This window comes from Rhodovulum strictum, assembly GCF_009649175.1.
Classification (GTDB): domain Bacteria; phylum Pseudomonadota; class Alphaproteobacteria; order Rhodobacterales; family Rhodobacteraceae; genus Rhodovulum; species Rhodovulum strictum.
The window spans coordinates 118078-139162 of record NZ_WJPO01000008.1; the positions used below are offsets into that span (position 1 = coordinate 118078).

Below are 21085 nucleotides of genomic sequence, written 5' to 3' on the forward strand. Positions count from 1 at the left end.
CTCATTCCTCGGGCGGCAAGACCCTGAGCCTGAGTTCGCGCAACTGCTCGTTCGTGGGCAGCGTGGGCGCCCCCATCATCAGGTCTTCGGCGCGCTGGTTCATCGGGAACATGATGACCTCGCGGATGTTCTGCTCGTCCGCCAGCAGCATCACGATCCGGTCGATCCCCGCGGCACAGCCCCCGTGCGGCGGCGGACCGAAGCGGAAGGCGTTGACAAGGCTGGGGAAGCGGCTGCGCACCTCGTCCTCGGCATAGCCCGCAAGCGCGAAAGCCTTGAACATCACGTCGAGGCGGTGGTTGCGGATCGCGCCCGAGATCAGTTCATAGCCGTTGCAGGCCAGATCGTACTGATAGCCCAGCACGTCCAGCGGATCGCCCTCCAGCGCCGCCATGCCGCCCTGCGGCATCGAGAACGGGTTGTGGCTGAAGTCGATGGCGCCGGTTTCCGGGTCCTTCTCGTACATCGGGAAATCGACGATCCAGGCAAAGGCGAAGCGGTCCTTCTCGGTCAGGCCCAGTTCCTCGCCGATCACGTTGCGCGCGCGGCCCGCTACCGCCTCGAAGGCCGCGGGCTTGCCGCCGAGGAAGAAGGCGGCGTCGCCCTTGCCAAGGCCAAGCTGGAGGCGGATCGCCTCGGTCCGTTCGGGGCCGATGTTTTTCGCCAGGGGGCCGGCGGCCTCAATCTCGCCAAAGTATGCGTTGGTTAGGAAGTGAACTCTATCAAGATCACCTTGATCCAGAGCTTCAAGAATCTTGAGCTTTCCTTCAGCAGCTGCACCTTCAAGTTCTCGATTTTTGAATTTGTCGTAGTCCTCTGCCCCCACCAAAGCACGCACTACCAAGTTCTCAGTGTCTCCGTCACCGCGCTCACGCCAGAAGATGTAGCCCATCCCCGGCAGCCCTTCCTTCTGGGCAAAGGCGTTCATCCGGTCGCAGAACTTGCGGCTGCCGCCGCCGGGCGCGGGGATCGCGCGGATCTCGGTGCCGTCCTGCTCCAGCAGCTTGGCGAAGATGGCAAAGCCCGAGCCGCGGAAATGCTCGGACACGTCCTGCATCCTGATCGGGTTGCGCAGGTCGGGCTTGTCGGTGCCGTACCATTTCGCGGCGTCGGCATAAGAGATTTGCGGCCAGTCCTGATCGACCCGGCGGCCATTGCCGAATTCCTCGAAGATGCCCGCGATCACCGGCTGGACGGTGTCGAACACGTCCTGCTGGGTGGCAAAGCTCATCTCCATGTCGAGCTGGTAGAAATCGGTGGGGCTGCGGTCGGCGCGCGGGTCTTCGTCACGGAAGCACGGCGCGATCTGGAAATAGCGGTCGAAGCCCGAGACCATGATGAGCTGCTTGAAGATCTGCGGCGCCTGCGGCAGCGCATAGAACCTGCCGGGATGCAGCCGCGAGGGCACGAGGAAGTCGCGCGCCCCCTCGGGCGAACTGGCGGTGATGATCGGGGTCTGGAATTCGCGAAAGCCCTTGTCCCACATCCGCCGCCGGATGCTGGCCACCACGTCCGAGCGCAGCTTCATGTTGGCCTGCATGCTGTCGCGGCGCAGGTCGAGGTAACGGTAGCGCAGGCGCGTTTCCTCGGGGTAGTCCTGATCGCCGAAGACCATCAGCGGCAGCTCCTCGGCTTGGCCCAGCACCTCGACCTCGCGGATGAAGACCTCGATCTCGCCGGTGGGCAGTTTCGGGTTCACCAGGCTTTCATCGCGCGCCTTCACCACCCCGTCGACGCGGATGCACCATTCGCTGCGCACCTTTTCCACCGCGGCAAAGGCAGGGCTGTCGCTGTCGGCCAGCACCTGCGTCACGCCGTAATGGTCGCGCAGGTCGATGAACAGCACGCCGCCATGGTCGCGCACGCGATGCACCCAGCCCGACAGGCGCACGGTTTCGCCGACATTGGCCTTGGTCAGGCCGGCGCAGGTATGGCTGCGGAACGGGTGCATGGGGCGATCCTTCGGGTATGGGACAGGTCCGCGCCGATACACCCCCGATGGGGGCCGAAGTCAAGGGGAGGCAGGGCCCTCAGCCGCGGGTGATCTCGAACCGGCAGAGCGATGCGCCGGTCGCGGCACAGGCGGTTTCACGGGTGCGCAGGCGCTTGTCCACCAATGTCTGGAACAGGCGGTCGAACACCGCCTCGTGCCAGCCGCAGATCGGGTGGGGCGCATGTTCGCCCCGGATCAGCGGGTTGTCGGTCAGTTCGAAGACCAGAGGCCGGGTCGAGACGACGCGGAACGCGCCCGAACCGGCAAAGGTCCAGCTATGCTTGGCAATCGCCTTGGCCAGCACCGGCGCGGCCAGCGCGGGCGGCAGCGCCTTGAGCAGCCTTTGCGCAAGCGGCGGGATGCGGTGTGCAAGGATGTAATCCCCGGTCCGCGCACCCGCCTCCCGCAGGAGGTCGGGCGCGCGGCCGGGCAGGCGGCGGCGCAACGCGCGATGCATGGCGGCGGCCGGTCCCTCGTCCATGAGGCCGGTATCCGACGGGGGCGCTGAAAGGCCCGCCGCATCTAGCATCTCGTCGCGAAGCGCCGCACCGCCCGCCGCCTCCAGCACAGGGAGAAGCTGGAGCACGGCATTCGGTCCGATCCGGCCGGAACCGTGGCCGGACAGGGTGTCTTTCATCGTGCGTCTTCCAGTTGCTGGTCGCCGCCGCCGCAGACCCTGACATCGGCGGCAGATGCGCCGCCTTCGGTCGGCATCTTGAAGCTGTTGTCCTTGGACTGCCGCTTGGCCGCGGCCTGCGCGGCCTTGTCGGCGTTCGACACCCAGTCGTCGATCTGGGCCTGGGCGGGACGCCGATCCATGTCGAACTCGAACTTGACCTTGTCCTTGGATTGCGGACCCCAGTAGTTGTTCTTGCCCAGATCGTAGAAGGTCCGCCCCACACCCGCCTTGAGGAACGCCTTGAGGCAGCCCAGCAGATAGCGGCGGCGGAACCCGGTGCCGCGCCAGGGGTAATGGAACAGCGCCTTGCGCATGTAGAACCGGCGATAGTTGTTCATCACCCGGTCCAGGAGTTCCGCACGATCCATCGCCGCAGGCTTCATGATCGGGTTCACGAAGTTGTAGCGGCTGTAGTCGAACACCTCGACCTTGTTGTGCAGTTCCTGGAACAGCGGCGTGAACGGCCAGGGCGTGTACATCGCCCAGTTGGCAAGGTCGGGTTGCCAGTCCCAGGCCATCTGGAAGGTTTCTTCCAGCGTCTCGGGGGTCTCGTTGTCGAGCCCGACGATGAACTGCGCCTCGGTCAGGATGTCGGCCTCGCGCAGAAGCTGGATCGCGCGCTTGTTGTCCTCGACCCGGGTTTCCTTGTTGAACTGGTCAAGCTTCAGCTGCGCCGCGGCCTCGGTGCCAAGGCTGATGTGCACCAGCCCCGCCTTGCGGTAGAAGGCCAGGTATTCCTCGTCGCGCAGGATGTCGGTGACGCGGGTGTTGATGCCCCATTTCACCTTGTCGGGCAGGCCGCGGTCGATCAGTTCCTGGCAGAAGGCGATGAACTTCTTGCGGTTGATCGTAGGTTCCTCGTCCGCAAGGATGAAGAATCCGACCTGGTGCTTGTTCACCAGTTCCTCGATCTCGTCGACCACCAGTTTCGGATCGCGGATGCGGTAGTCGCGCCAGAATTTCCACTGCGAGCAGAACGAGCAGGTGAACGGGCAACCGCGCGCCATGTTCGGGATCGCCACCCGGCAGTTGAGCGGGATGTAGATGTATTTCTCCCACTCCAGGATGTCCCAGTCGGGCTTGATCGCGTCGACATTCTTGATGGTGGGCGCGGCGGCGGTGGCCACGATCTCGTCACCATCGAGGAAGGCCAGACCCTTGATGTCGCGCCGGTTTTCCGGCCAGCGCTTGTCGCGGATCGCGTTCATCAGCTCGACGATGATCTCCTCGCCCTCGCCGCGAACGATCACGTCGATCCAGGGCGCCTCGGACAGGACCTGCTTGAACATGAAGGTGGCGTGGATGCCGCCCAGCACGCGCACCGCGTTCGGCACTTCTTCCCTAGCGATTTCCAGCAGCCGCTCGGCGGCATAGATCGACGGCGTGATCGAGGTCGTGGCGACGACGTCGGGCCGCAACTGCTTCAACTGCGCGCGGACCACATCCTCGGAAAGGTTGTTCGTCATCGCGTCGATGAAGACGATGTCATCGTATCCCGCCACCCGCAACGCGCCGGTCAGATAGGCCACCCAGGCCGGGGGCCAGTTGCCCGCGATCTCGGCACCGCCGGACTTGTAGTTGGGATGCAAAAAGACAATGCGCATGGATCGACTCCCCTGTTTCGCGGGACAACATGACACATCCGCTGTCAACCTGAATTGACACAAGTCAAATCGCTGTCAGGTTCGTCTGCCAGCAGGGCGGGGCGCCGGATGGCGGCGCCATCACTCTGGAAAAAATGGCATTTCCGGCTCGTCGTCGAACAGGCTCCGGCCCGCGTGGCGGCGCCGAGCCTCTGCCGCGGGGCGTTCCCGACTCGTCCTGCCCCGCGCAGGGGCGATTCCGCGGCACTGGCCCTCGCCGCGCCATGGGCATGGTCGCGGGAAAGGAGTCGTAAACCCGCACCGGACTATCCTGACGCCCCCGGCATGGGGTATTTCCAAGGATGACATTGCGCATGATCCTGACCCGTCCCATCCCGCTTCGCCTGATGATCCGGCGGGCGGCGCTCGTGGTTCTGGCGATGGGCGTTCTGGGCACCGTCCTTCTGACCGTCCTGACCATCCCGCGACTGTCGGGCGATCTGTTACCGCTCTGGCTGGCCGGACAGGCTTTTGCCGACGGCGCGCCGGGCGAGGTCTATGCCCCGGTCGAACCCGTCTTCCGGATGCTGCCCCCAGACGGCTGGGCCGAACGGGCGCGCGCGGCGGGCTATGAGGGGTTCGTCTATCCCTTCGTCTACCCGCCGCTCTGGGCCTGGGTCTTCGGGCTGATCGGGCAGGTCGCCGATTTCCAGGCGATTGCCGCGCTGGCCAGCCTCGTCAACCCGGCCCTGTTGCTGGCGACCTGCCTGCTGGCATGGCGGGCCAGCGGCAGCGCGCAGGGCGTTGTCGTTCATGTGGCGATCGCGCTGGCGCTTCTGCTGATGACGCCGGTCGGCAGGATCGCGATCATGCAGAACCAGGCTCAGATCCTTGTCGCCTTCCTGATCGTGCTGGCGCTGGAGCGGACGCGCGCGAACCGGCCGGTCAGCGCCGGGGCGGCGCTGGCCGCGTCGCTCAAGCTGTTCCCGGCGGTCTTCGCGCTGTTCTGGCTGGCCTCGGGCGAGCGGCGGGCCTTTGGCGCCTTTGCGGCCTTGGGGCTGGGGCTGGGGCTGATGTCGGTTGCGGTCGCGGGCTGGCCGCTGCATGCCGAGTTTCTGGGCCATGTCGCGTCAATAGGGCGGACCGGGTTCTTCAGTCCGCTGTCCTTCAGCCTTGATGCGGTGATGGTCAGGCAGCTGACCGATGCGCCGATCGAGGTTCTGCTGGGCCATACCACCCCGACCGCAGACCTGCCGCGCGCGATCACCGTGGCCGAAAAGGGCCCGGCGCTGGCCCTTGCCGGACAGGCAGCATTCGCGGCACTGACCGCGGGCTTCGCGCTGGCGATGGCCCGGGCCGGGCCGACGGCACGTTACGCCGCGCTCTGGCCTGCGGCACTGGCGCTGTTCCCGCTGATCGGGCCGATTGCCTGGGGCTATTATTTCATCGCGGCCACCGCATTCGCCCCCGCGATCCTGTCGCGCCAGGGCTGGCTGCGCGGCGGCGGCGTGCTGCTGGTCGTGTTCGGTCCGATGCACGCCTCGGTGCTGCCACTCATGTTCAAGCTGGGCGTCGACTTCCAGCTTCTGGGCGCGCTGCTGTTCCTGATCCTTGGCATGGCCTTCCTGTTCCCGGCCCGGGCGGGACCGGCGCCCAGCGCAAAAACCTGAGCCGCACCCTTGCGTGCCCCCGGCGCTTGTCTATAACCCCCAGCAATTTGCCAGCCCCGGGGGAAAGACCCATGCCGAAGAGAACCGATATCAAGTCCATCATGATCATCGGCGCGGGCCCCATCGTGATCGGCCAGGCCTGCGAGTTCGACTATTCCGGCGCCCAGGCCTGCAAGGCGCTGCGCGAGGAAGGATACCGGGTCATCCTGGTGAACTCGAACCCGGCCACGATCATGACCGATCCGGGTCTGGCCGACGCCACCTATATCGAGCCGATCACGCCCGAAATCGTCGCCCGTATCATCGAAAAGGAACGGCCCGACGCGCTGTTGCCCACGATGGGCGGACAGACCGGGCTGAACACCTCGCTCAAGCTCGCCGACATGGGGGTGCTGGACCGCTTCGGGGTGGAACTGATCGGCGCCAACCGGCAGGCCATCGAGATGGCCGAGGACCGCAAGCTGTTTCGCGAGGCGATGGACCGGATTGGGCTGGAAAACCCCAAGGCCACCATCGCCAACAGCATGGAGGAATGTATCGCCGCGCTCGATCATGTGGGCCTGCCCGCGATCATCCGCCCGGCCTTTACGCTTGGCGGCACGGGCGGCGGCATCGCCTATAACCGCGAGGAATTCGTGCATTACTGCAAGACCGGCCTCGACGCCTCGCCGGTCAACCAGATCCTGATCGACGAAAGCCTGCTGGGCTGGAAGGAATTCGAGATGGAGGTGGTCCGCGACAAGGCGGACAACGCCATCATCGTCTGTTCCATCGAGAACGTGGACCCGATGGGGGTGCATACGGGCGATTCCATCACCGTGGCGCCCGCGCTGACGCTGACCGACAAGGAATACCAGATCATGCGCAACGGCAGCATCGCCGTGCTGCGCGAGATCGGAGTCGAAACCGGCGGGTCGAACGTGCAATGGGCGATCAACCCCGAAGACGGGCGCATGGTGGTGATCGAGATGAACCCGCGCGTGTCGCGGTCGTCTGCGCTGGCGTCCAAGGCGACGGGGTTCCCGATTGCCAAGATCGCCGCGAAGCTCGCCGTTGGCTATACGCTGGACGAACTGGACAACGACATCACCAAGGTCACGCCCGCCAGTTTCGAGCCGACCATCGACTATGTCGTGACCAAGATCCCGCGCTTTGCCTTCGAGAAGTTTCCGGGTGCCAAGCCGGAACTGACCACCGCGATGAAATCGGTGGGCGAGGCGATGGCCATCGGGCGGACCATCCACGAATCGCTGCAAAAGGCGCTGGCCTCGCTGGAAACCGGCCTGACCGGGTTCGACGAGATCGAGATCGAGGGCGCGCCGGACCATGCGCAGGTCGTGGCCGCCCTGTCGAAGGCCACGCCCGACCGGCTGCGGGTGATCGCGCAGGCGATGCGGCACGGGCTGTCGGATGACGACATCCATGCCGCCACGAAATACGACCCCTGGTTCCTCGCCCGCATCCGCGAGATCGTCGAGACCGAGGACAAGCTGCGCAAGGACGGCCTGCCCGTCACCGAAGAGGGCCTGCGCAAGCTCAAGATGATGGGCTTCACCGATGCCCGCCTTGCCCAGCTGACCGGCCGGGACGAGGATCAGGTGCGCCGCGCCCGCCGCAATCTGGGCGTGACCGCCGTATTCAAGCGCATCGACACCTGCGCGGCCGAGTTCGAGGCGCAGACGCCCTACATGTATTCGACCTATGAAACGCCCGTTATGGGCGATGTCGAGTGCGAGGCGCGGCCCAGCACGCGCAAGAAGGTGGTGATCCTGGGCGGCGGCCCGAACCGGATCGGCCAGGGGATCGAGTTCGACTATTGCTGCTGTCATGCCTGTTTCGCGCTGACCGATGCGGGCTACGAGACCATCATGGTCAACTGCAACCCCGAGACCGTCTCGACCGATTACGACACCTCGGACCGGCTGTATTTCGAGCCGCTGACCTTCGAGCATGTGATGGAAATCCTGCGCGTCGAGCAGGAGCGCGGCACGCTGCATGGCGTGATCGTGCAGTTCGGCGGGCAGACGCCGCTGAAGCTGGCCAATGCGCTGGAGGCCGAGGGCATCCCGATCCTGGGCACCACGCCCGACGCCATCGACCTGGCCGAGGATCGCGAGCGGTTCCAGGCGCTGGTCAACCGTCTGGGGCTGAAGCAGCCGCATAACGCCATCGCCGCATCTGCCGCAGCGGCGGTCAGGGCCGCCGGGGACATCGGCTTTCCGCTGGTGATCCGCCCCTCCTACGTCCTTGGCGGTCGCGCGATGGAGATCGTGCGCGACATGGCCCATCTGGAACGCTACATCGCCGAGGCGGTGGTGGTCTCCGGCAAGTCGCCGGTGCTGCTGGACAGCTATCTGTCGGGCGCGACCGAGATCGACGTCGATGCGCTTTGCGACGGCAAGGACGTGCATGTGGCCGGCATCATGCAGCATATCGAGGAGGCGGGCGTTCATTCCGGCGACAGCGCCTGTTCGCTGCCGCCCTATTCGCTGGCGCCCGAGATCGTCGCGGAACTGAAACGCCAGACCCGCGCGCTGGCGCTGGAACTGGGTGTCGTCGGGCTGATGAACGTGCAATACGCGGTCAAGGATGGCGAGATCTACCTGATCGAGGTGAACCCCCGCGCCAGCCGCACCGTGCCCTTCGTCGCCAAGGCGGTGAATTCGCCCATCGCGTCCATTGCCGCGCGGGTCATGGCGGGCGAGAAGCTGGCCGATTTCGATCTGGTCGATCCCCAGATCGAGGGTTTCGCGGTGAAGGAGGCGGTGCTGCCCTTTGCCCGCTTCCCCGGTGTCGATACGCTGCTGGGCCCCGAAATGCGCTCGACCGGCGAGGTGATGGGCTATGACCGCACCTTCCCCCGCGCCTTCCTCAAGGCGCAGATGGGCGCGGGCACGCATCTGCCGCATGAGGGCACGGTGTTCCTGTCGATCAAGGATGCCGACAAGACGCCCGAATTGCTGGAAACCGCGCAGATCCTGACCGAACTGGGCTTTTCCATCCTTGCCACCCGCGGCACGGCGAAATTCCTGGCCGAGCACGGGATCGCGTCCGAGATCGTGAACAAGGCCTATGAGGGCGGGCGCACCATCGTCGATGTGATGAAGGACGGGCTGGTGCATCTGGTGATGAACACCACCGAAGGCGCGCAGGCGGTCGAGGACAGCCGCTCGATGCGCACCGTCGCGCTGATGGACCGCATCCCCTATTTCACCACCGCCGCGGGCAGCCATGCCGCCGCGTTGGCCATGAAATCGCGCGAAGAAGGCGAGATCGAGGTCGCAAGCCTTCAGGAATAGGCCCGCCGGCCCCCTGTACAGGCGATTGACGCCCCGCCGATAGGATGCCAGCCTCCCCGCGCAAGCATTGGGAGGATGCGGGGCGTGAGGATCGCGATCACCGGTGCCGCCGGATTTCTGGGGCAGATGCTCGTCAAGACGCTGTCGACGCGCAACACCATGGCGCTGAACGGCGAGCCGCGCCGGATCTCGGCGATCATCGCCAATGACATCGCCGCCGAGCCGCTTGACCGGCTGGCCCGGCTGCGCCGCGTCCATGCCCTGCCCGGCGCCTTGTCCGATCCCGCCACGCTGGCCCGGCTGGCCGAGGACAGTCCCGATCTGGTGATCCATCTGGCCGCCGTGGTCTCGGGCCAGGCCGAGGCCGATTTCGACCTTGGCATGGCGGTCAACCTGCACGGCACCGTCGATCTGGTGAATGCCTGCCGCGCGATGCGCCGCCCGCCGGTACTGATCTTCGCCTCGTCAGTGGCGGTCTTCTCCTGCGCGAGCAATGCCACGATCACCGAAGACACCCCGCCCGCGCCGCGATCCTCTTACGGCACGCAAAAGCTGATGGGCGAGTTGCTGGTGCGCGATGCCACCCGCCGGGGGTTCATCCATGGCCGGTCGCTGCGCTTTCCCACGATCGCGGTGCGGCCCGGGGCCCCCAACCGCGCGGCTTCGGGCTTTGCCAGCGGCATCCTGCGCGAACCGCTGGCCGGGCTGCCCGCAGACCTCCCGGTGGGGCGCGAGCTGCGGCTGCATCTTGGCTCGCCCGCACGGGCGCTAAACCATATCCTGACGGCCGCGGCGCTGGCGCAGGAGGCGCTGGGCGGAGAGCCGACGATCACCCTGCCGGGCATTTCCGTGACCGTGGACGAGATGATCGACACGCTTGCCCGGCTGGCCGGACCCGAAACCGCCGCCCTGATCCGCCCCGCCCCCGACCCCGCGACCGAAGCCATCGTCGCAAGCTGGCCCGGCGGGATCGAGACACCCCGCGCCCGCGCGCTGGGCTTTGCACCGAACGCCGATTTCGCCGAACTTCTGCGCGAACACATGGACCGCACGGGGGTAGCTGCGGCCTGAAAGACCGGAAAAACCAAGGGAGGAGACCCATGAAACACGTCCTGATCGGCAGCATCGCCGCGCTTGCGCTGACCACCGGCGCCGAGGCCCGGCAAAAGATCGTCGTCGGCCACGCGCTGTCGCCGAGTTCGCATTACGGCGTCGGCGCGCAAGCCTTCATCGACACGCTGACCGAACTTTCGGGCGGCGCCTTTACCGGCGAACAGGCGCCTGCCAGCCAGTTGGGCGGCGAGCGCGACATGATCGAGGGGTTGCAGATCGGGTCGATGGATGTCGTCATCACCTCGACCGGCCCCTTGGGCAATTTCGTGCCCGAGATCTTCGCGCTCGACCTGCCCTTCCTGTTTCGCGACTACGACCATGCCCGCAAGGTGCTGGATGGCGAGATCGGGCAGGAATTGCTGGACCGGATCGGCGAGAACAACCTTGTGGGTCTGGCCTGGACCGAAAACGGCTTTCGCCATGTGACCAATTCCCAGCGCCCGATCCGCACGCCCGAGGATCTGCAAGGGCTCAAGCTGCGCACGATGGAGAACAAGGTCCACATGGCCGCCTTTACCGGCATGGGCGCGGCGCCCACGCCGATGGCATGGCCCGAGGTGTTCGGCGCGCTGCAACAGGGCGTCGTGGACGGGCAGGAAAACCCGGTCACCGTCATCACCGCGGCCAAGTTCTGGGAGGTGCAGAAATACGTCTCGCTCACGGGGCATGTCTATTCGCCTGCCGTCGTGCTGGCCTCGCCCGCGCTTTATGACGGGCTTAGCGACGAGCAGAAGGGATGGTTCCTGGAGGCGGCAAAGGCATCAGCCGCCGCAACCCGGGCCGAGGTGAACCGGCTGGAGGAAGAAGGCGTCGCCATGCTTCTGGCAAACGGGATGGAGGTCATCACCGAGATCGACCGCGCCCCCTTTGCCGCGCTGGCCGAGCAATCCTCCTATGCCGTCTATACCGACCAGTACGGCACCGGGATGGTCGAGCGGATCAAGGCGGTCGAGTGACCCCGCACCCCACGGCCCGGCCCGGCGCAGCCCCCTGCGCCGGTGCTGCGGCAGGACCGGCACGCCCATGACCCTGTTCCTGCGGATCGAGGCGGTCACCACCCGCATCGCGCTGTGGCTTGCGATCCTGTTCCTGCTGATCGCGGCCGCACTCGCGCTCTATCAGGTGACGGCGCGCTTCGTCCTTGGCAATCCCTCGACCTGGTCCGAGGTGGTCACGCGCTCTGCGATGATCTGGTCGGTCTTTCTGGGCGTGGCACCGGCCTTTCGCGAAGGCGCGATGATCTCGGTCGGGATCGTCCAGACCGCCCTGCCCCGCCGCCTGGGCCGCGCGCTTTACCAGCTGTCGATGGTCCTGACGCTGAGCTTCTTTTCCATCCTGCTCTGGCAGGGCTGGGCCATGACCGGCCGGGTGATGCGCCAGAAGCTTGCCGCGCTGGAGATTTCCATCGCCTGGGTCTATGCCGCGTTGCCGGTCGGCTCGGCCTTCATCCTGATCGCCGTTCTGGGCTGCATGATCCGCGCCTGGCGGGGCGAGGACGACCCGCTGGAGGCCCCCCGATGAACGCGGCACTTGCGCTGTCGCTGGCGATCCTGTTCCTGCTGGGCGTGCCCATCGCGGTCGCCATCGGGCTGGCCTCGGTCATCGGGATCGAGGTGCAGGGGCGGCTGCCGCTGTTGCTGGTGGCGCAGCGGATGTTCACCGGACTCGACAGCTTTCCGCTGATGGCGATTCCGCTGTTCATCCTGGCGGGCAACCTGATGTCGGCGGGCGGCATCTCGCATCGGCTGGTGGAACTGGCGAAATCCATCGTGGGCGGCATCCAGGGCGGGCTGGCGGCGTCCTGCGTGCTGACCTGCATGCTGTTCGCCTCGGTCTCGGGCTCGTCGGTCGCGACGACCTTTGCCATCGGGGCAATCCTGATCCCGGCCATGGTGCGCCATGGCTATCCCGCCCCCATGGCCGCCTCGGTACAGGCCAGTTCCGCGGAACTGGGCGTGCTGATCCCGCCCTCGATCCCGCTGATCCTTTATGGCGTCTCGACCGATACCTCGATCGGGCAATTGTTCCTTGCCGGCATCGGCCCCGGCCTGCTGGTCGGCGGCGCGCTGATGGCGCTGGTGCTGATCCTGTGCCGGATACGCGGCATCGGGCGCGAGGATGGCGCCGACCGCCCCCGCCTTGGCCCCGCGCTCTGGGCGGCGCTGCCCGCGCTGACGGTGCCGGTGGTGATCCTTGGCGGCATCTATTCCGGCATCTTCACCCCGACCGAGGCCAGCGCCGTCGCGGTCGCGACCGCCCTGATCGTCGGCATGGGGTTTTACCGCGACCTGCGGCTGCGCGACCTGCCCGGCGTGCTGAAACGGACCGTCATCGCCACCTCGGCAATCATGCTCATCATCGCGGCGGCGGCGCTGTTCTCTTTTCTTGTCACCCGCTCGGGCCTGCCGAACGAGATCGCGGCCTGGTTCAAGGATGTCTTCGAAAGCCGCATCGCCTTTCTGCTGGCGGTGAACCTGCTGCTTCTGGTGGTGGGGATGTTCATCGAAACCTCGGCCGCGATCCTTGTGCTGGCCCCGATCCTTGCGCCCATCGCGGTGGCCTATGGGGTCGATCCGGTGCATTTCGGGCTGATCGTGGTGGTGAACCTGGCGCTGGGGATGATCACGCCGCCGCTGGGGGTGAACCTGTTCGCCGCCTGCGCGGTGGCGCGGCTGCCGGTCGAAAGGATCATTCCCCAGCTTCTGTGGTTCGTGCTGACCGTGTTCGCCGCGCTGATGGTCATCACCTATGTCCCCGCGATCACGCTCTGGCCGGTCGAGATGCTGATGCGGGGCGGCTGATGGGGCGGCTGCGGTTCTCGGCCAATCTGGGCTTCCTGTTCACCGACCCGGCCCTGCCGGATGCGATCCGCGCCGCCGCAAGGGCGGGTTTCAACGCGGTCGAGTGCCATTTCCCCTATGCGGTTCCGGTGGCCGAGGTGGCGGCCGCGCTGGCCGAAACGGGTCTGCCGATGCTCTCGCTCAACACAAGCCCCGGGGACCGCGCGCGCGGCGAATTCGGGCTGGCCGCCCTGCCCGGCCGCGAACCGCAGGCCCGGGCCGGGATCGCGCAGGCGCTGGACTATGCCGCGGCCACTGGCACGGGGGCGGTGCATGTGATGGCGGGCATCAGCCATGGCGCGGCGGGGGCAGAGGCGGCATTCCGCGCCAATCTGGCCCATGCCTGCGATCTGGCCGCGGCCCGGGGGATCACGATCCTGATCGAGCCGCTGAACCCGCGCGACGTGCCGGGCTATCATCTGGCCAGCCTCGATCACGCCCTGCGGATCGTCGCGGCGCTGGATCGGCCGAACCTGAAGATCCTGTTCGATTGCTATCACATGCAGATCACCGGCGGCGATCTGCTGACCCGGTTCCGTGCCGCGCGCGACCGCATCGGCCATATCCAGTTCGCAGGCGTGCCCGACCGGGCCGAACCCGACCGGGGCGAGGTGGATTTCCGCTGGTTGCTGTCAGAATTCGCCGCCGAGGGCTGGACCCGCCCCTTCGGCGCGGAATACCGGCCGCGGGGGGATATCGCGGCCGGTCTGGGCTGGCTGTCCGACTGGCGCGGGGGCTGAAATCAGCCCCAAGGCCCTGCGGACGGCCCGCGCGAGGCAGCGCCCCAGGGCGCGCCGCCACCTGCACGCGGCGCAGCCCCCGCCATCGCGCGCAGCGCCGCGATCCGGTTCTCGGTCGCGGGGTGGGTTGCGAACAGGTTGTCGCGCTTGTGGGCGTGCAGCGGGTTGATGATGAACATATGCGCGGTCGCGGGGTTGCGTTCGGCCGCGTCATTGTCGATCCGCGCCGCACCCACCTGAATCCGCTCCAGCGCCGAGGCAAGCCACAGGGGCTGGCCGCAGATCTCGGCCCCGGCCTTGTCGGCGGCATATTCCCGCGTCCGGCTGATCGCCATCTGCACCAGCGCCGCAGCCATCGGCGCAAGGATCATCAGCGCGATGGTCCCGATCGGCCCCAGCCGGTTGTCGCGCCCGCCGCCGAAGAACAGCGCGAAATTGGCCAGCATCGTGATCGCCCCGGCAAAGGTTGCCGTCACCGTCATGATCGCGGTGTCATGATTGCGGATATGGGCCAGCTCATGCGCGACAACGCCCGCCAGTTCCTCGCGCGAGAGCGTCTGCATCAGCCCCGTGGTCACCGCCACCGCCGCGTTCTCGGGGTTGCGGCCGGTGGCAAAGGCGTTGGGCTGGGGCGTGTCGATCAGATAGACCGCAGGCACCGGCATGTTCGCGTTGCGCGCCAGATCCGCCACCATCTGCGACAGGCCCGAGCGGTCGTTCGGGCCGACGGGCTGGGCGTTGTGCATCCGCAGCACCATCTTGTCGGAATTCCACCAGGTGAAGACGTTCATCAGCGCCGCCACCACCAGCGCGATGGTCGCCCCGCCGCTGCCGCCCAGCAGATAGCCGATGCCCATGAACAGGGCGGTCATCGCCGCCATCAGCATCGCGGTTCTGGTATAGCCCATGGATCATCCCCTCTCCTTGCACCACTTGCGCAGGATATAGGGGGCGCCCGGAGCCGCGCAACCGCGCGCCCCCGGGCTCTTGCGCCTCAGGCCGCCACGCGCCTTGCCAGCACATCGGCCATGGTCTGGCCCATGGCAGAGGGGTTCGGCGCGACCGTGATGCCGACGCCCGTCAGGATTTCGACCTTTTCCTGCGCGCTTTCCCCGAAGGCCGAGATGATCGCGCCGGCATGGCCCATCTTGCGGCCCTTGGGCGCGGACAGCCCCGCGATATAGGCGACCACGGGTTTCTTCATATGCGCCTCGACATAGGCGGCGGCCTCGGCCTCCTGCGGGCCGCCGATCTCGCCGATCAGCATCACGGCATCGGTCTCGGGATCGGCCTCGAACAGTTCGAGGATGTCCTTGAAGGACGAGCCGTTGATCGGGTCGCCGCCGATGCCCACGCTGGTCGAGACGCCGATGCCCAGCGCCTTCATCTGGCTCGCCGCCTCGTAGCCCAGCGTGCCCGAGCGGCCGACAATGCCCACCCGGCCCGGCATGTAGATATGCGGCGGCATGATCCCCATGAAACCCTTGCCGGGCGAGATCACGCCCGCGCAGTTCGGCCCGATCAGCTGCATCTTCTTCTCGCGCGGGTAGCGGCGCAGGAAGCGTTTCACCCGCATCATGTCCTGCGCGGGGATGCCGTCGGTCACGCTGACCGCGGTGCGGATACCGGCATCCGCCGCCTCCATCATCGCATCCGCGGCAAAGGGCGGCGGCACGAACAGCAACGCGGCCTCGGCCCCCGTCGCCTCGACCGCCTCGCGCACGGTGTTGAAGACGGGCCGTCCCAGCACCGTCTCGCCCCCCTTGCCGGGGGTGACGCCTGCCACGACATTGGTGCCGTATTCGATCATTTCCTGGGCATGGAACTTGCCGATGCGGCCCGACATGCCCTGCACCACTACGCGGGTCTTCTCGTCGATCAGAATGGCCATCCGGTCCTCCCTCAGGCAGCTTTTTTCGGGCGCGCGGCCACGGCCTTTTCGGCGGCCTCGGCCAGCGTCTCGGCGGTGATCAGCGGCAGGCCGGAGTCGTCGATGATCCTGCGGCCCTCGTCCACATTGGTCCCCGCCAGCCGGACCACCACGGGCAGCGTCAGCCCCTCGGCCCGGTAGGCTTCGACCACGCCCTTTGCGACCCAGTCGCAGCGGTTGATGCCCGCGAAGATGTTGACAAGGATCACGCTGACATTGGCATCCGACAGCACGGTGCGAAAGGCGGTCATCACCCGTTCGGGGCTGGCGCCACCGCCGATATCCAGGAAATTCGCAGGCTCGCCGCCCGACAGCTTGATCATGTCCATCGTCGCCATGGCCAACCCGGCGCCGTTGATGATGCAGCCGATATCGCCATCGAGCCCGACATAGGCGAGGCCATTGTCATGGGCCATCGCCTCGCGCGCATCCTCCTGGCTGGGGTCGCGCAGCGCGGCGACCTGCGGGCGGCGATAGAGCGCGTTGGTGTCGAAGCTCATCTTGGCATCCAGCGCCACCAGATCGCCCGCGCCGGTGATGACCAGCGGGTTGATCTCGACCATGGTGGCGTCAAGGTCGCGATAGGCGCGGTAGCAGGCGCGCACCGCCTTGACCATCTGGCCGATCTGATCGCCCTTCAGCCCCAGCCGGAACGCCAGTTCGCGGGCCTGATACTCGACCAGCCCATGAGCGGGATCGACCACCATGCGCACAAGGCTGTCGGGGTCTTCCTCGGCGATCTCCTCGATCTCCATGCCGCCGCTCGACGAGGCGACGAGCATGATGCGCTCGGACTTCCTGTCGAGCACGAAGCCCAGGTACAGTTCCTTGGCGATGTCGGTGGCTTCCTCGACCCAGAGCCGGTAGACGCCCTTGCCGTTCTGGTCGGTCTGCCGTGTCACCAATTGCCGACCCAGAAGGCCCTTGGCGAAGTCGTAGACCTCGCGCTCGGACTTGCAGAGCTTGACGCCGCCCGCCGCGCCACGGCCGCCCGCATGAACCTGCGCCTTGACGACCCAGGCGTTTCCGCCCAGTTCGCGCGCGCGAAAGGCCGCCTGTTCGGGGCTGTAGGCCAGCCCGCCGCGCGGCACCGGCACGCCGAAACCGGCAAGGATTTCCTTGGCCTGATATTCGTGAATGTCCATCTCTTTTCTCCCGCAAGCTGCGAACCTGCTGCCCTAGCCCCTTGCCGCGATCGCGTCGGCCACCGTGATGACGTTCATCGCCATCCGTTCCGACGCGGCGTCGATCATCTTGCCGTCCAATGCTGCGGCCCCCCGCCCCTCGGCCTCGGCCTTGCGCAATTCCTCGATGATGCGCCGGGCACGTGTCACTTCGGTTTCGGGCGGGCTGAAAACCTCGTTCGCCAGCGCGATCTGGCTGGGATGGATCGCCCATTTGCCCTCGCAACCCAGCGCTGCGGCACGCCGCGCGCCATCCTTGTAACCCTCGGGGTCCGAGAAATCGCCGAAGGGGCCATCGACCGCGCGCAGCCCATAGGCGCGGCAGGCCACCACCATCCGGGTGATCGAGGCATGCCATTGATCGCCCGGATAGTTCGGGTTCAGCCCGCCGATATTCACCGTGCGCGCCCGCATCGAGGCCGCGTAATCCGCCACCCCGAAATGCAGCGCCTCAAGCCGCCCGCCGAACCGCGCGATGTCCTCGACATTGGCCATGCCCAGCGCGGTTTCGATCAGCGCCTCAAGGCCGACGCGGGTCTGGTATCCCTTGCCCTGCTCGATCTGGTTGACCATCGCCTCGACCATGTAAAGATCCGCAGGCACGCCCACCTTGGGCACCAGCAGGGTGTGAACCTTGTCGCCCGCCTGTTCCATCACGTCGACAACGTCGCGATACATGTAATGCGTATCAAGCCCGTTGATCCGCACCGAAACCGTCTTGCCCTTGGCCGCCCAGTCGATGTCGTTCAGCGCCTGGATCGCGTTCCTGCGGGCCTGTTCCTTCTCGGGCGGCGCAACCGCATCCTCTAGGTCGAGAAAGACGTAATCGGCCGCGCTGTCGGCGGCCTTCTCGACCATGGTGGGGTTCGAGGCGGGGACCGCCAGTTCGGACCGCTGCAAGCGTTGCCGCCTGAGCGGGTGAAGGGTGTGGCTCATGCCTGTTCTCCGTTCCGGATGTTTCTGCGATGCCTCATTCGGCCGCGATATGGATGCGGCAGGCCGGGGCGGTTTCCGCATACCATTTCTGCGCCGCGGCCACGCCCGAGCCGAACTCGACCTTGGCACCTGCCGCGGCCAGCGACAGTTCCGCCAGCGAAAGCGCGGTCAGGCACATCCCCTCGTTCAGATCGCCCAGATGGCCGATGCGGAACACCTTGCCCGAAAGCTGCGCCAGCCCCGTGCCGAACGAGATGTTGTAACGCTCGTATCCGATGCGGATCACCTCGCGCGCATCGACATCGGCAGGCGTGCGGATCGCGGACACCGTGTCCGAGTAGAACGCCGGATGCTCGGCCACCAGGTTCAGCCCCCAGGCCCTGACGCCCCGGCGCACCCCCTCGGCCAGCCGGTGATGGCGGGCGATGACATTGTCCAGCCCCTCGGCGAAAATGCGGTCCAGCGACCGGCGCAAGCCGTGGAACAGCTGCGTGGGCGGGGTATAGGGGAAATAGCCCGTGGCGTTCAGCTTCTCCATGTCGGAGAATTCGAAATAGGCGCGCCGCATGGTGGCGGTCTTCGACGCTGCCATCGCCTTCTGGCTGACGGCAAGGACGCCCAGCCCCGCGGGCAGCATCAGCCCCTTCTGGCTGCCGGTCACGGCCAGATCGACGCCCCATTCGTCCATCCGGAAGTCGATGGACGCGATCGAGGACACCCCGTCGACGAACAGCAGCGCTTCGTGGAAACAGGAATCCAGCGCCTTGCGCACGCCTTCGACATCCGAGGTCACGCCGGTCGCGGTTTCGTTATGGGTGACGAAGACCGCCTTGATCTCGCCCTTCTTGTCGGCACCCAGACGGCGGGCATATTCCTTGACCGGGCAGCCCGCGCCCCAAGCCACGTCGATCACCTCGACATCCAGGCCCAGCCGTTCCGCCATCTCGACCCAAAGCGCCGAGAACTGCCCGAAGCGCGACATCAGCACCTTGTCGCCCGGGTTCAGCGTGTTGGTGATCGCCGCCTCCCACGCGCCCGTGCCCGAACCGGGGAACAGGAACACCGTGCCCGTGTCAGTGCGGAACACCCGCTTGAGATCCTTGAACAGCCCCAGCGTCAGATCGCCGAAATCCGGCGCCCGCATGTCCTGCATCGGCACGTTCATGGCCTGTCGGACGGGTTCGGGAATGTTGGTCGGTCCGGGGATGAACAGGTGGGTGAAGCCGGTCTTCATGTCAGGATCCTCCTCGCGCGGCGTTGTCTCGGCCTGATCTGCGCCGACTTGCCCACAAGCCAAGAGAAAGGCGAAGCGAATACGGGTCCTGCTGTGAATGCGAGGTTTTACATTTACGAAAAACTGTGAAAACGTGAAAACGACGCGCCGGGGAGGGCGCGGAGGGGGAGACATGCTCAAGACCTTCATCGGTCCGCATCTTCGGCGGCTCCGGCTGGAGCGCGGCGAGACCCAGGCGCAGATGGGCAAGGCGCTGGGGATCAGCACCTCTTATGTCAACCTCTTGGAAAAGAACGAGCGCAGCGTCTCGGCTGCGGTCATGCTGCGGCTGTTCGAAACCTATGGCGTCGACTGGCGCGAGATCGCCGAGGACGAGGATACGACCGTTCTGGCCGATCTGCGCGCAACCGTGCAGGATCCGCTGTTCGATGCCCGCCGCCCCGACATCACGCAACTGCGCGCGGCCCAGGTTCACAGCCCGGAACTGGTATCCTGCTTTCTGCACCTGCATCGCGCCTATCTGGCCGCGACCGACCGGCTGCTCGCGGTCACCGATGCCACCCGCGAGGATGGCGATGCGCTGCTTGCCTCGTCGCCCGAGGCGGTGGTTCACAATTTCTTCCGCCGCAAGCACAACCATTTCGCCGAGCTTGAAACCGCCGCCGAAACCTTCTGCGAGGGGCTGCGCGTCGCGCCCGACGACCTTTACCCCGCGCTCAAGGCCCGGCTGCGCGACCGGCTGGACCTTGCGGTGCGCATCGTGCCGGTGGACGAGTTGCGCCAGGGCCTGCGCGAACATGACGAGAGCCGGCGCGAAATCCTGCTGTCCGAAGGGCTCGACCATCCCAACCGCGTCTTCCAGCTTGTCCATGTGGCGGGACTGATGGAACAGCGCGAAACGCTGGATGGGCTGCTCGAACAATCCGGCATCGCCGATCCGCAGGGGCTGTCGCGCTGCCGGGTGGAACTGGCCAACTACTTCGCCGCCGCCGTGCTTATGCCCTATGACCGCTTCCTTACCGAAGCCCGTGCCAGCAAGTACGATTTCGACCATCTTGCGATCCGCTTCGGCGTCAGCTTCGAACAGGCCTGCCACCGCGCCACCACGCTGCAACGCTCGGGCGCGCAGGGGGTGCCGTTCTTCTTTCTGCGGATCGACAAGGCGGGCAATGTCACCAAACGGTTCAACGCCACCGATTTCCACCTGGCCGAACATGGCGGGGCCTGCCCGCGGCTTGATGTGCACACCTCGTTCCGCACGCCGGGCCGGATCGTGCCGCAATTCGTCGAAATGCCCGATTCCAGCCAGTTCTTCGTGTTCTCGCGCACCGTGGACCGGCCGACCTTCACCCGCCACAGCCAGGACATGCGGCTGGCGGTGGCGATGGGCTGCGCGATCGAACATGCCGCCGAGATCGGCTATTCCGAGGGGCTGACCGGCGCGCGCGTGACACCGATCGGCATCAACTGCCGGGTCTGCCCGCGCGCCAGTTGCGACCAGCGCGCCCATCACGCGGCGATCCTGGCCAATCCCGTTGACGAACGCCGCCGCGGAGCGACCCGCTATGAAAGCTGAGCGCGCATGGATGATCGGGAGCGGCGCGATTTGTCAACGAATTTACATGGATTTGGCCGCTTCGGTCAGAACCTTCACAATTCAGCAGGCGCATGCGCATTGCTTCGTTGATTTTTTACAGTCCGTGGTAAATGCCAAAAACGTGAAGACCGGTGACGCGGCCGCGTCCGCCGGTGGGTAGGAAGAGGAGACCGACAGGATGAACGCGACAGCGGCCGGGGACGATACCGACAGACTTTACCCCCCCTCGCCTGATTTTGCGCGCGGAGCGCATGTTGACGGGGCGTTGTATGAGGAGATGTATCGCC

At 66.3% G+C, this 21085-nt stretch carries 16 protein-coding genes; 8 read left to right on the top strand and 8 right to left on the bottom strand.

The genetic code is table 11. The features are described 5' to 3' along the window. Position 1: 1 nt before the first annotated feature. From aspS to bchE, 3 genes are all read right to left on the bottom strand, one after another. Positions 2-1951, bottom strand: coding sequence for an aspartate--tRNA ligase (aspS, locus tag GH815_RS07550; RefSeq protein WP_153748151.1), 1950 nt, complete (start codon positions 1949-1951; stop codon positions 2-4). A gap of 79 nt (positions 1952-2030) precedes the next feature. After that, positions 2031-2630 carry a bacteriochlorophyll 4-vinyl reductase gene (gene bchJ, locus GH815_RS07555; protein ID WP_153748152.1) on the bottom strand — a complete coding sequence of 200 codons (600 nt, stop codon included), beginning with the start codon at positions 2628-2630 and terminating at the stop codon, positions 2031-2033. Continuing rightward, positions 2627-4276 (bottom strand): magnesium-protoporphyrin IX monomethyl ester anaerobic oxidative cyclase, encoded by a 1650-nt coding sequence (gene bchE / locus GH815_RS07560; protein ID WP_153748153.1) that lies wholly within the window; start codon positions 4274-4276, stop codon positions 2627-2629. Before bchE ends, bchJ begins: the two co-directional genes overlap by 4 nt. 353 nt (positions 4277-4629) lie before the next feature. On the opposite strand from bchE, the gene GH815_RS07565 reads away from it, so the two are divergent. The 7 genes from GH815_RS07565 (at position 4630) to GH815_RS07595 (ending at position 13917) form a co-directional block, all read left to right on the top strand. Beyond that, positions 4630-5925 (top strand): glycosyltransferase family 87 protein, encoded by a 1296-nt coding sequence (locus GH815_RS07565; protein ID WP_170290316.1) that lies wholly within the window; start codon positions 4630-4632, stop codon positions 5923-5925. Positions 5926-5996: 71 nt separating this feature from the next. After that, positions 5997-9224, top strand: coding sequence for a carbamoyl-phosphate synthase large subunit (carB, locus tag GH815_RS07570; protein WP_153748155.1), 3228 nt, complete (start codon positions 5997-5999; stop codon positions 9222-9224). Positions 9225-9308: 84 nt separating this feature from the next. Continuing rightward, complete coding sequence (gene denD / locus GH815_RS07575; protein ID WP_343030711.1) at positions 9309-10295, top strand: D-erythronate dehydrogenase; 987 nt, start codon at positions 9309-9311, stop codon at positions 10293-10295. A 29-nt stretch (positions 10296-10324) separates the two neighbouring features. Continuing rightward, positions 10325-11293, top strand: coding sequence for a TRAP transporter substrate-binding protein (locus GH815_RS07580; RefSeq protein WP_153748157.1), 969 nt, complete (start codon positions 10325-10327; stop codon positions 11291-11293). 67 nt (positions 11294-11360) lie between these two features. Continuing rightward, on the top strand, positions 11361-11858 hold the full coding sequence (locus GH815_RS07585) for a TRAP transporter small permease (protein WP_153748158.1): 498 nt from the start codon (positions 11361-11363) through the stop codon (positions 11856-11858). Further along, positions 11855-13138 carry a TRAP transporter large permease gene (locus GH815_RS07590; RefSeq protein WP_153748159.1) on the top strand — a complete coding sequence of 428 codons (1284 nt, stop codon included), beginning with the start codon at positions 11855-11857 and terminating at the stop codon, positions 13136-13138. The genes GH815_RS07585 and GH815_RS07590 overlap by 4 nt, the downstream gene beginning before the upstream one ends. Positions 13139-13146: 8 nt before the next feature. Continuing rightward, the gene (locus GH815_RS07595; RefSeq protein WP_153748175.1) at positions 13147-13917 is read left to right on the top strand and encodes a hydroxypyruvate isomerase family protein; all 771 of its coding nucleotides are present in this window, start codon (positions 13147-13149) and stop codon (positions 13915-13917) included. A 2-nt stretch (positions 13918-13919) separates the two neighbouring features. Here the strand turns inward: GH815_RS07595 and htpX are convergent, their stop codons facing one another. The 5 genes from htpX to GH815_RS07620 form a co-directional block, all read right to left on the bottom strand. Then, the gene (htpX, locus tag GH815_RS07600; protein WP_153748160.1) at positions 13920-14825 is read right to left on the bottom strand and encodes a zinc metalloprotease HtpX; all 906 of its coding nucleotides are present in this window, start codon (positions 14823-14825) and stop codon (positions 13920-13922) included. 86 nt (positions 14826-14911) lie between these two features. Next, entirely contained in the window at positions 14912-15808 is an 897-nt protein-coding gene (gene sucD / locus GH815_RS07605; protein ID WP_153748161.1) for a succinate--CoA ligase subunit alpha, read from the bottom strand. A gap of 11 nt (positions 15809-15819) precedes the next feature. Continuing rightward, the gene (locus tag GH815_RS07610) at positions 15820-16992 is read right to left on the bottom strand and encodes a malate--CoA ligase subunit beta (protein ID WP_153748162.1); all 1173 of its coding nucleotides are present in this window, start codon (positions 16990-16992) and stop codon (positions 15820-15822) included. A gap of 33 nt (positions 16993-17025) precedes the next feature. After that, the gene (locus GH815_RS07615; protein WP_153748163.1) at positions 17026-17967 is read right to left on the bottom strand and encodes an HpcH/HpaI aldolase/citrate lyase family protein; all 942 of its coding nucleotides are present in this window, start codon (positions 17965-17967) and stop codon (positions 17026-17028) included. 34 nt (positions 17968-18001) lie between these two features. Then, a complete protein-coding gene (locus GH815_RS07620; protein ID WP_153748164.1) occupies positions 18002-19201 on the bottom strand; it encodes a pyridoxal-phosphate-dependent aminotransferase family protein in 1200 nt (399 codons plus the stop codon). A 172-nt stretch (positions 19202-19373) separates the two neighbouring features. On the opposite strand from GH815_RS07620, the gene GH815_RS07625 reads away from it, so the two are divergent. After that, positions 19374-20777 carry a helix-turn-helix domain-containing protein gene (locus tag GH815_RS07625; RefSeq protein ID WP_153748165.1) on the top strand — a complete coding sequence of 468 codons (1404 nt, stop codon included), beginning with the start codon at positions 19374-19376 and terminating at the stop codon, positions 20775-20777. The last annotated feature ends 308 nt before the right edge of the window (positions 20778-21085 follow it).

Excerpts from the sequence above, each read along its gene's own strand:
- aspS (WP_153748151.1), bottom strand. The coding sequence starts at position 1,951 with ATGCACCCGTTCCGCAGCCATACCTGCGCCGGCCTGACCAAGGCCAAT.
- bchJ (WP_153748152.1), bottom strand. The coding sequence starts at position 2,630 with ATGAAAGACACCCTGTCCGGCCACGGTTCCGGCCGGATCGGACCGAAT.
- bchE (WP_153748153.1), bottom strand. The coding sequence starts at position 4,276 with ATGCGCATTGTCTTTTTGCATCCCAACTACAAGTCCGGCGGTGCCGAG.
- GH815_RS07565 (WP_170290316.1), top strand. The coding sequence starts at position 4,630 with ATGATCCTGACCCGTCCCATCCCGCTTCGCCTGATGATCCGGCGGGCG.
- carB (WP_153748155.1), top strand. The coding sequence starts at position 5,997 with ATGCCGAAGAGAACCGATATCAAGTCCATCATGATCATCGGCGCGGGC.
- GH815_RS07580 (WP_153748157.1), top strand. The coding sequence starts at position 10,325 with ATGAAACACGTCCTGATCGGCAGCATCGCCGCGCTTGCGCTGACCACC.
- GH815_RS07585 (WP_153748158.1), top strand. The coding sequence starts at position 11,361 with ATGACCCTGTTCCTGCGGATCGAGGCGGTCACCACCCGCATCGCGCTG.
- GH815_RS07590 (WP_153748159.1), top strand. The coding sequence starts at position 11,855 with ATGAACGCGGCACTTGCGCTGTCGCTGGCGATCCTGTTCCTGCTGGGC.
- htpX (WP_153748160.1), bottom strand. The coding sequence starts at position 14,825 with ATGGGCTATACCAGAACCGCGATGCTGATGGCGGCGATGACCGCCCTG.
- sucD (WP_153748161.1), bottom strand. The coding sequence starts at position 15,808 with ATGGCCATTCTGATCGACGAGAAGACCCGCGTAGTGGTGCAGGGCATG.
- GH815_RS07610 (WP_153748162.1), bottom strand. The coding sequence starts at position 16,992 with ATGGACATTCACGAATATCAGGCCAAGGAAATCCTTGCCGGTTTCGGC.
- GH815_RS07615 (WP_153748163.1), bottom strand. The coding sequence starts at position 17,967 with ATGAGCCACACCCTTCACCCGCTCAGGCGGCAACGCTTGCAGCGGTCC.
- GH815_RS07620 (WP_153748164.1), bottom strand. The coding sequence starts at position 19,201 with ATGAAGACCGGCTTCACCCACCTGTTCATCCCCGGACCGACCAACATT.
- GH815_RS07625 (WP_153748165.1), top strand. The coding sequence starts at position 19,374 with ATGCTCAAGACCTTCATCGGTCCGCATCTTCGGCGGCTCCGGCTGGAG.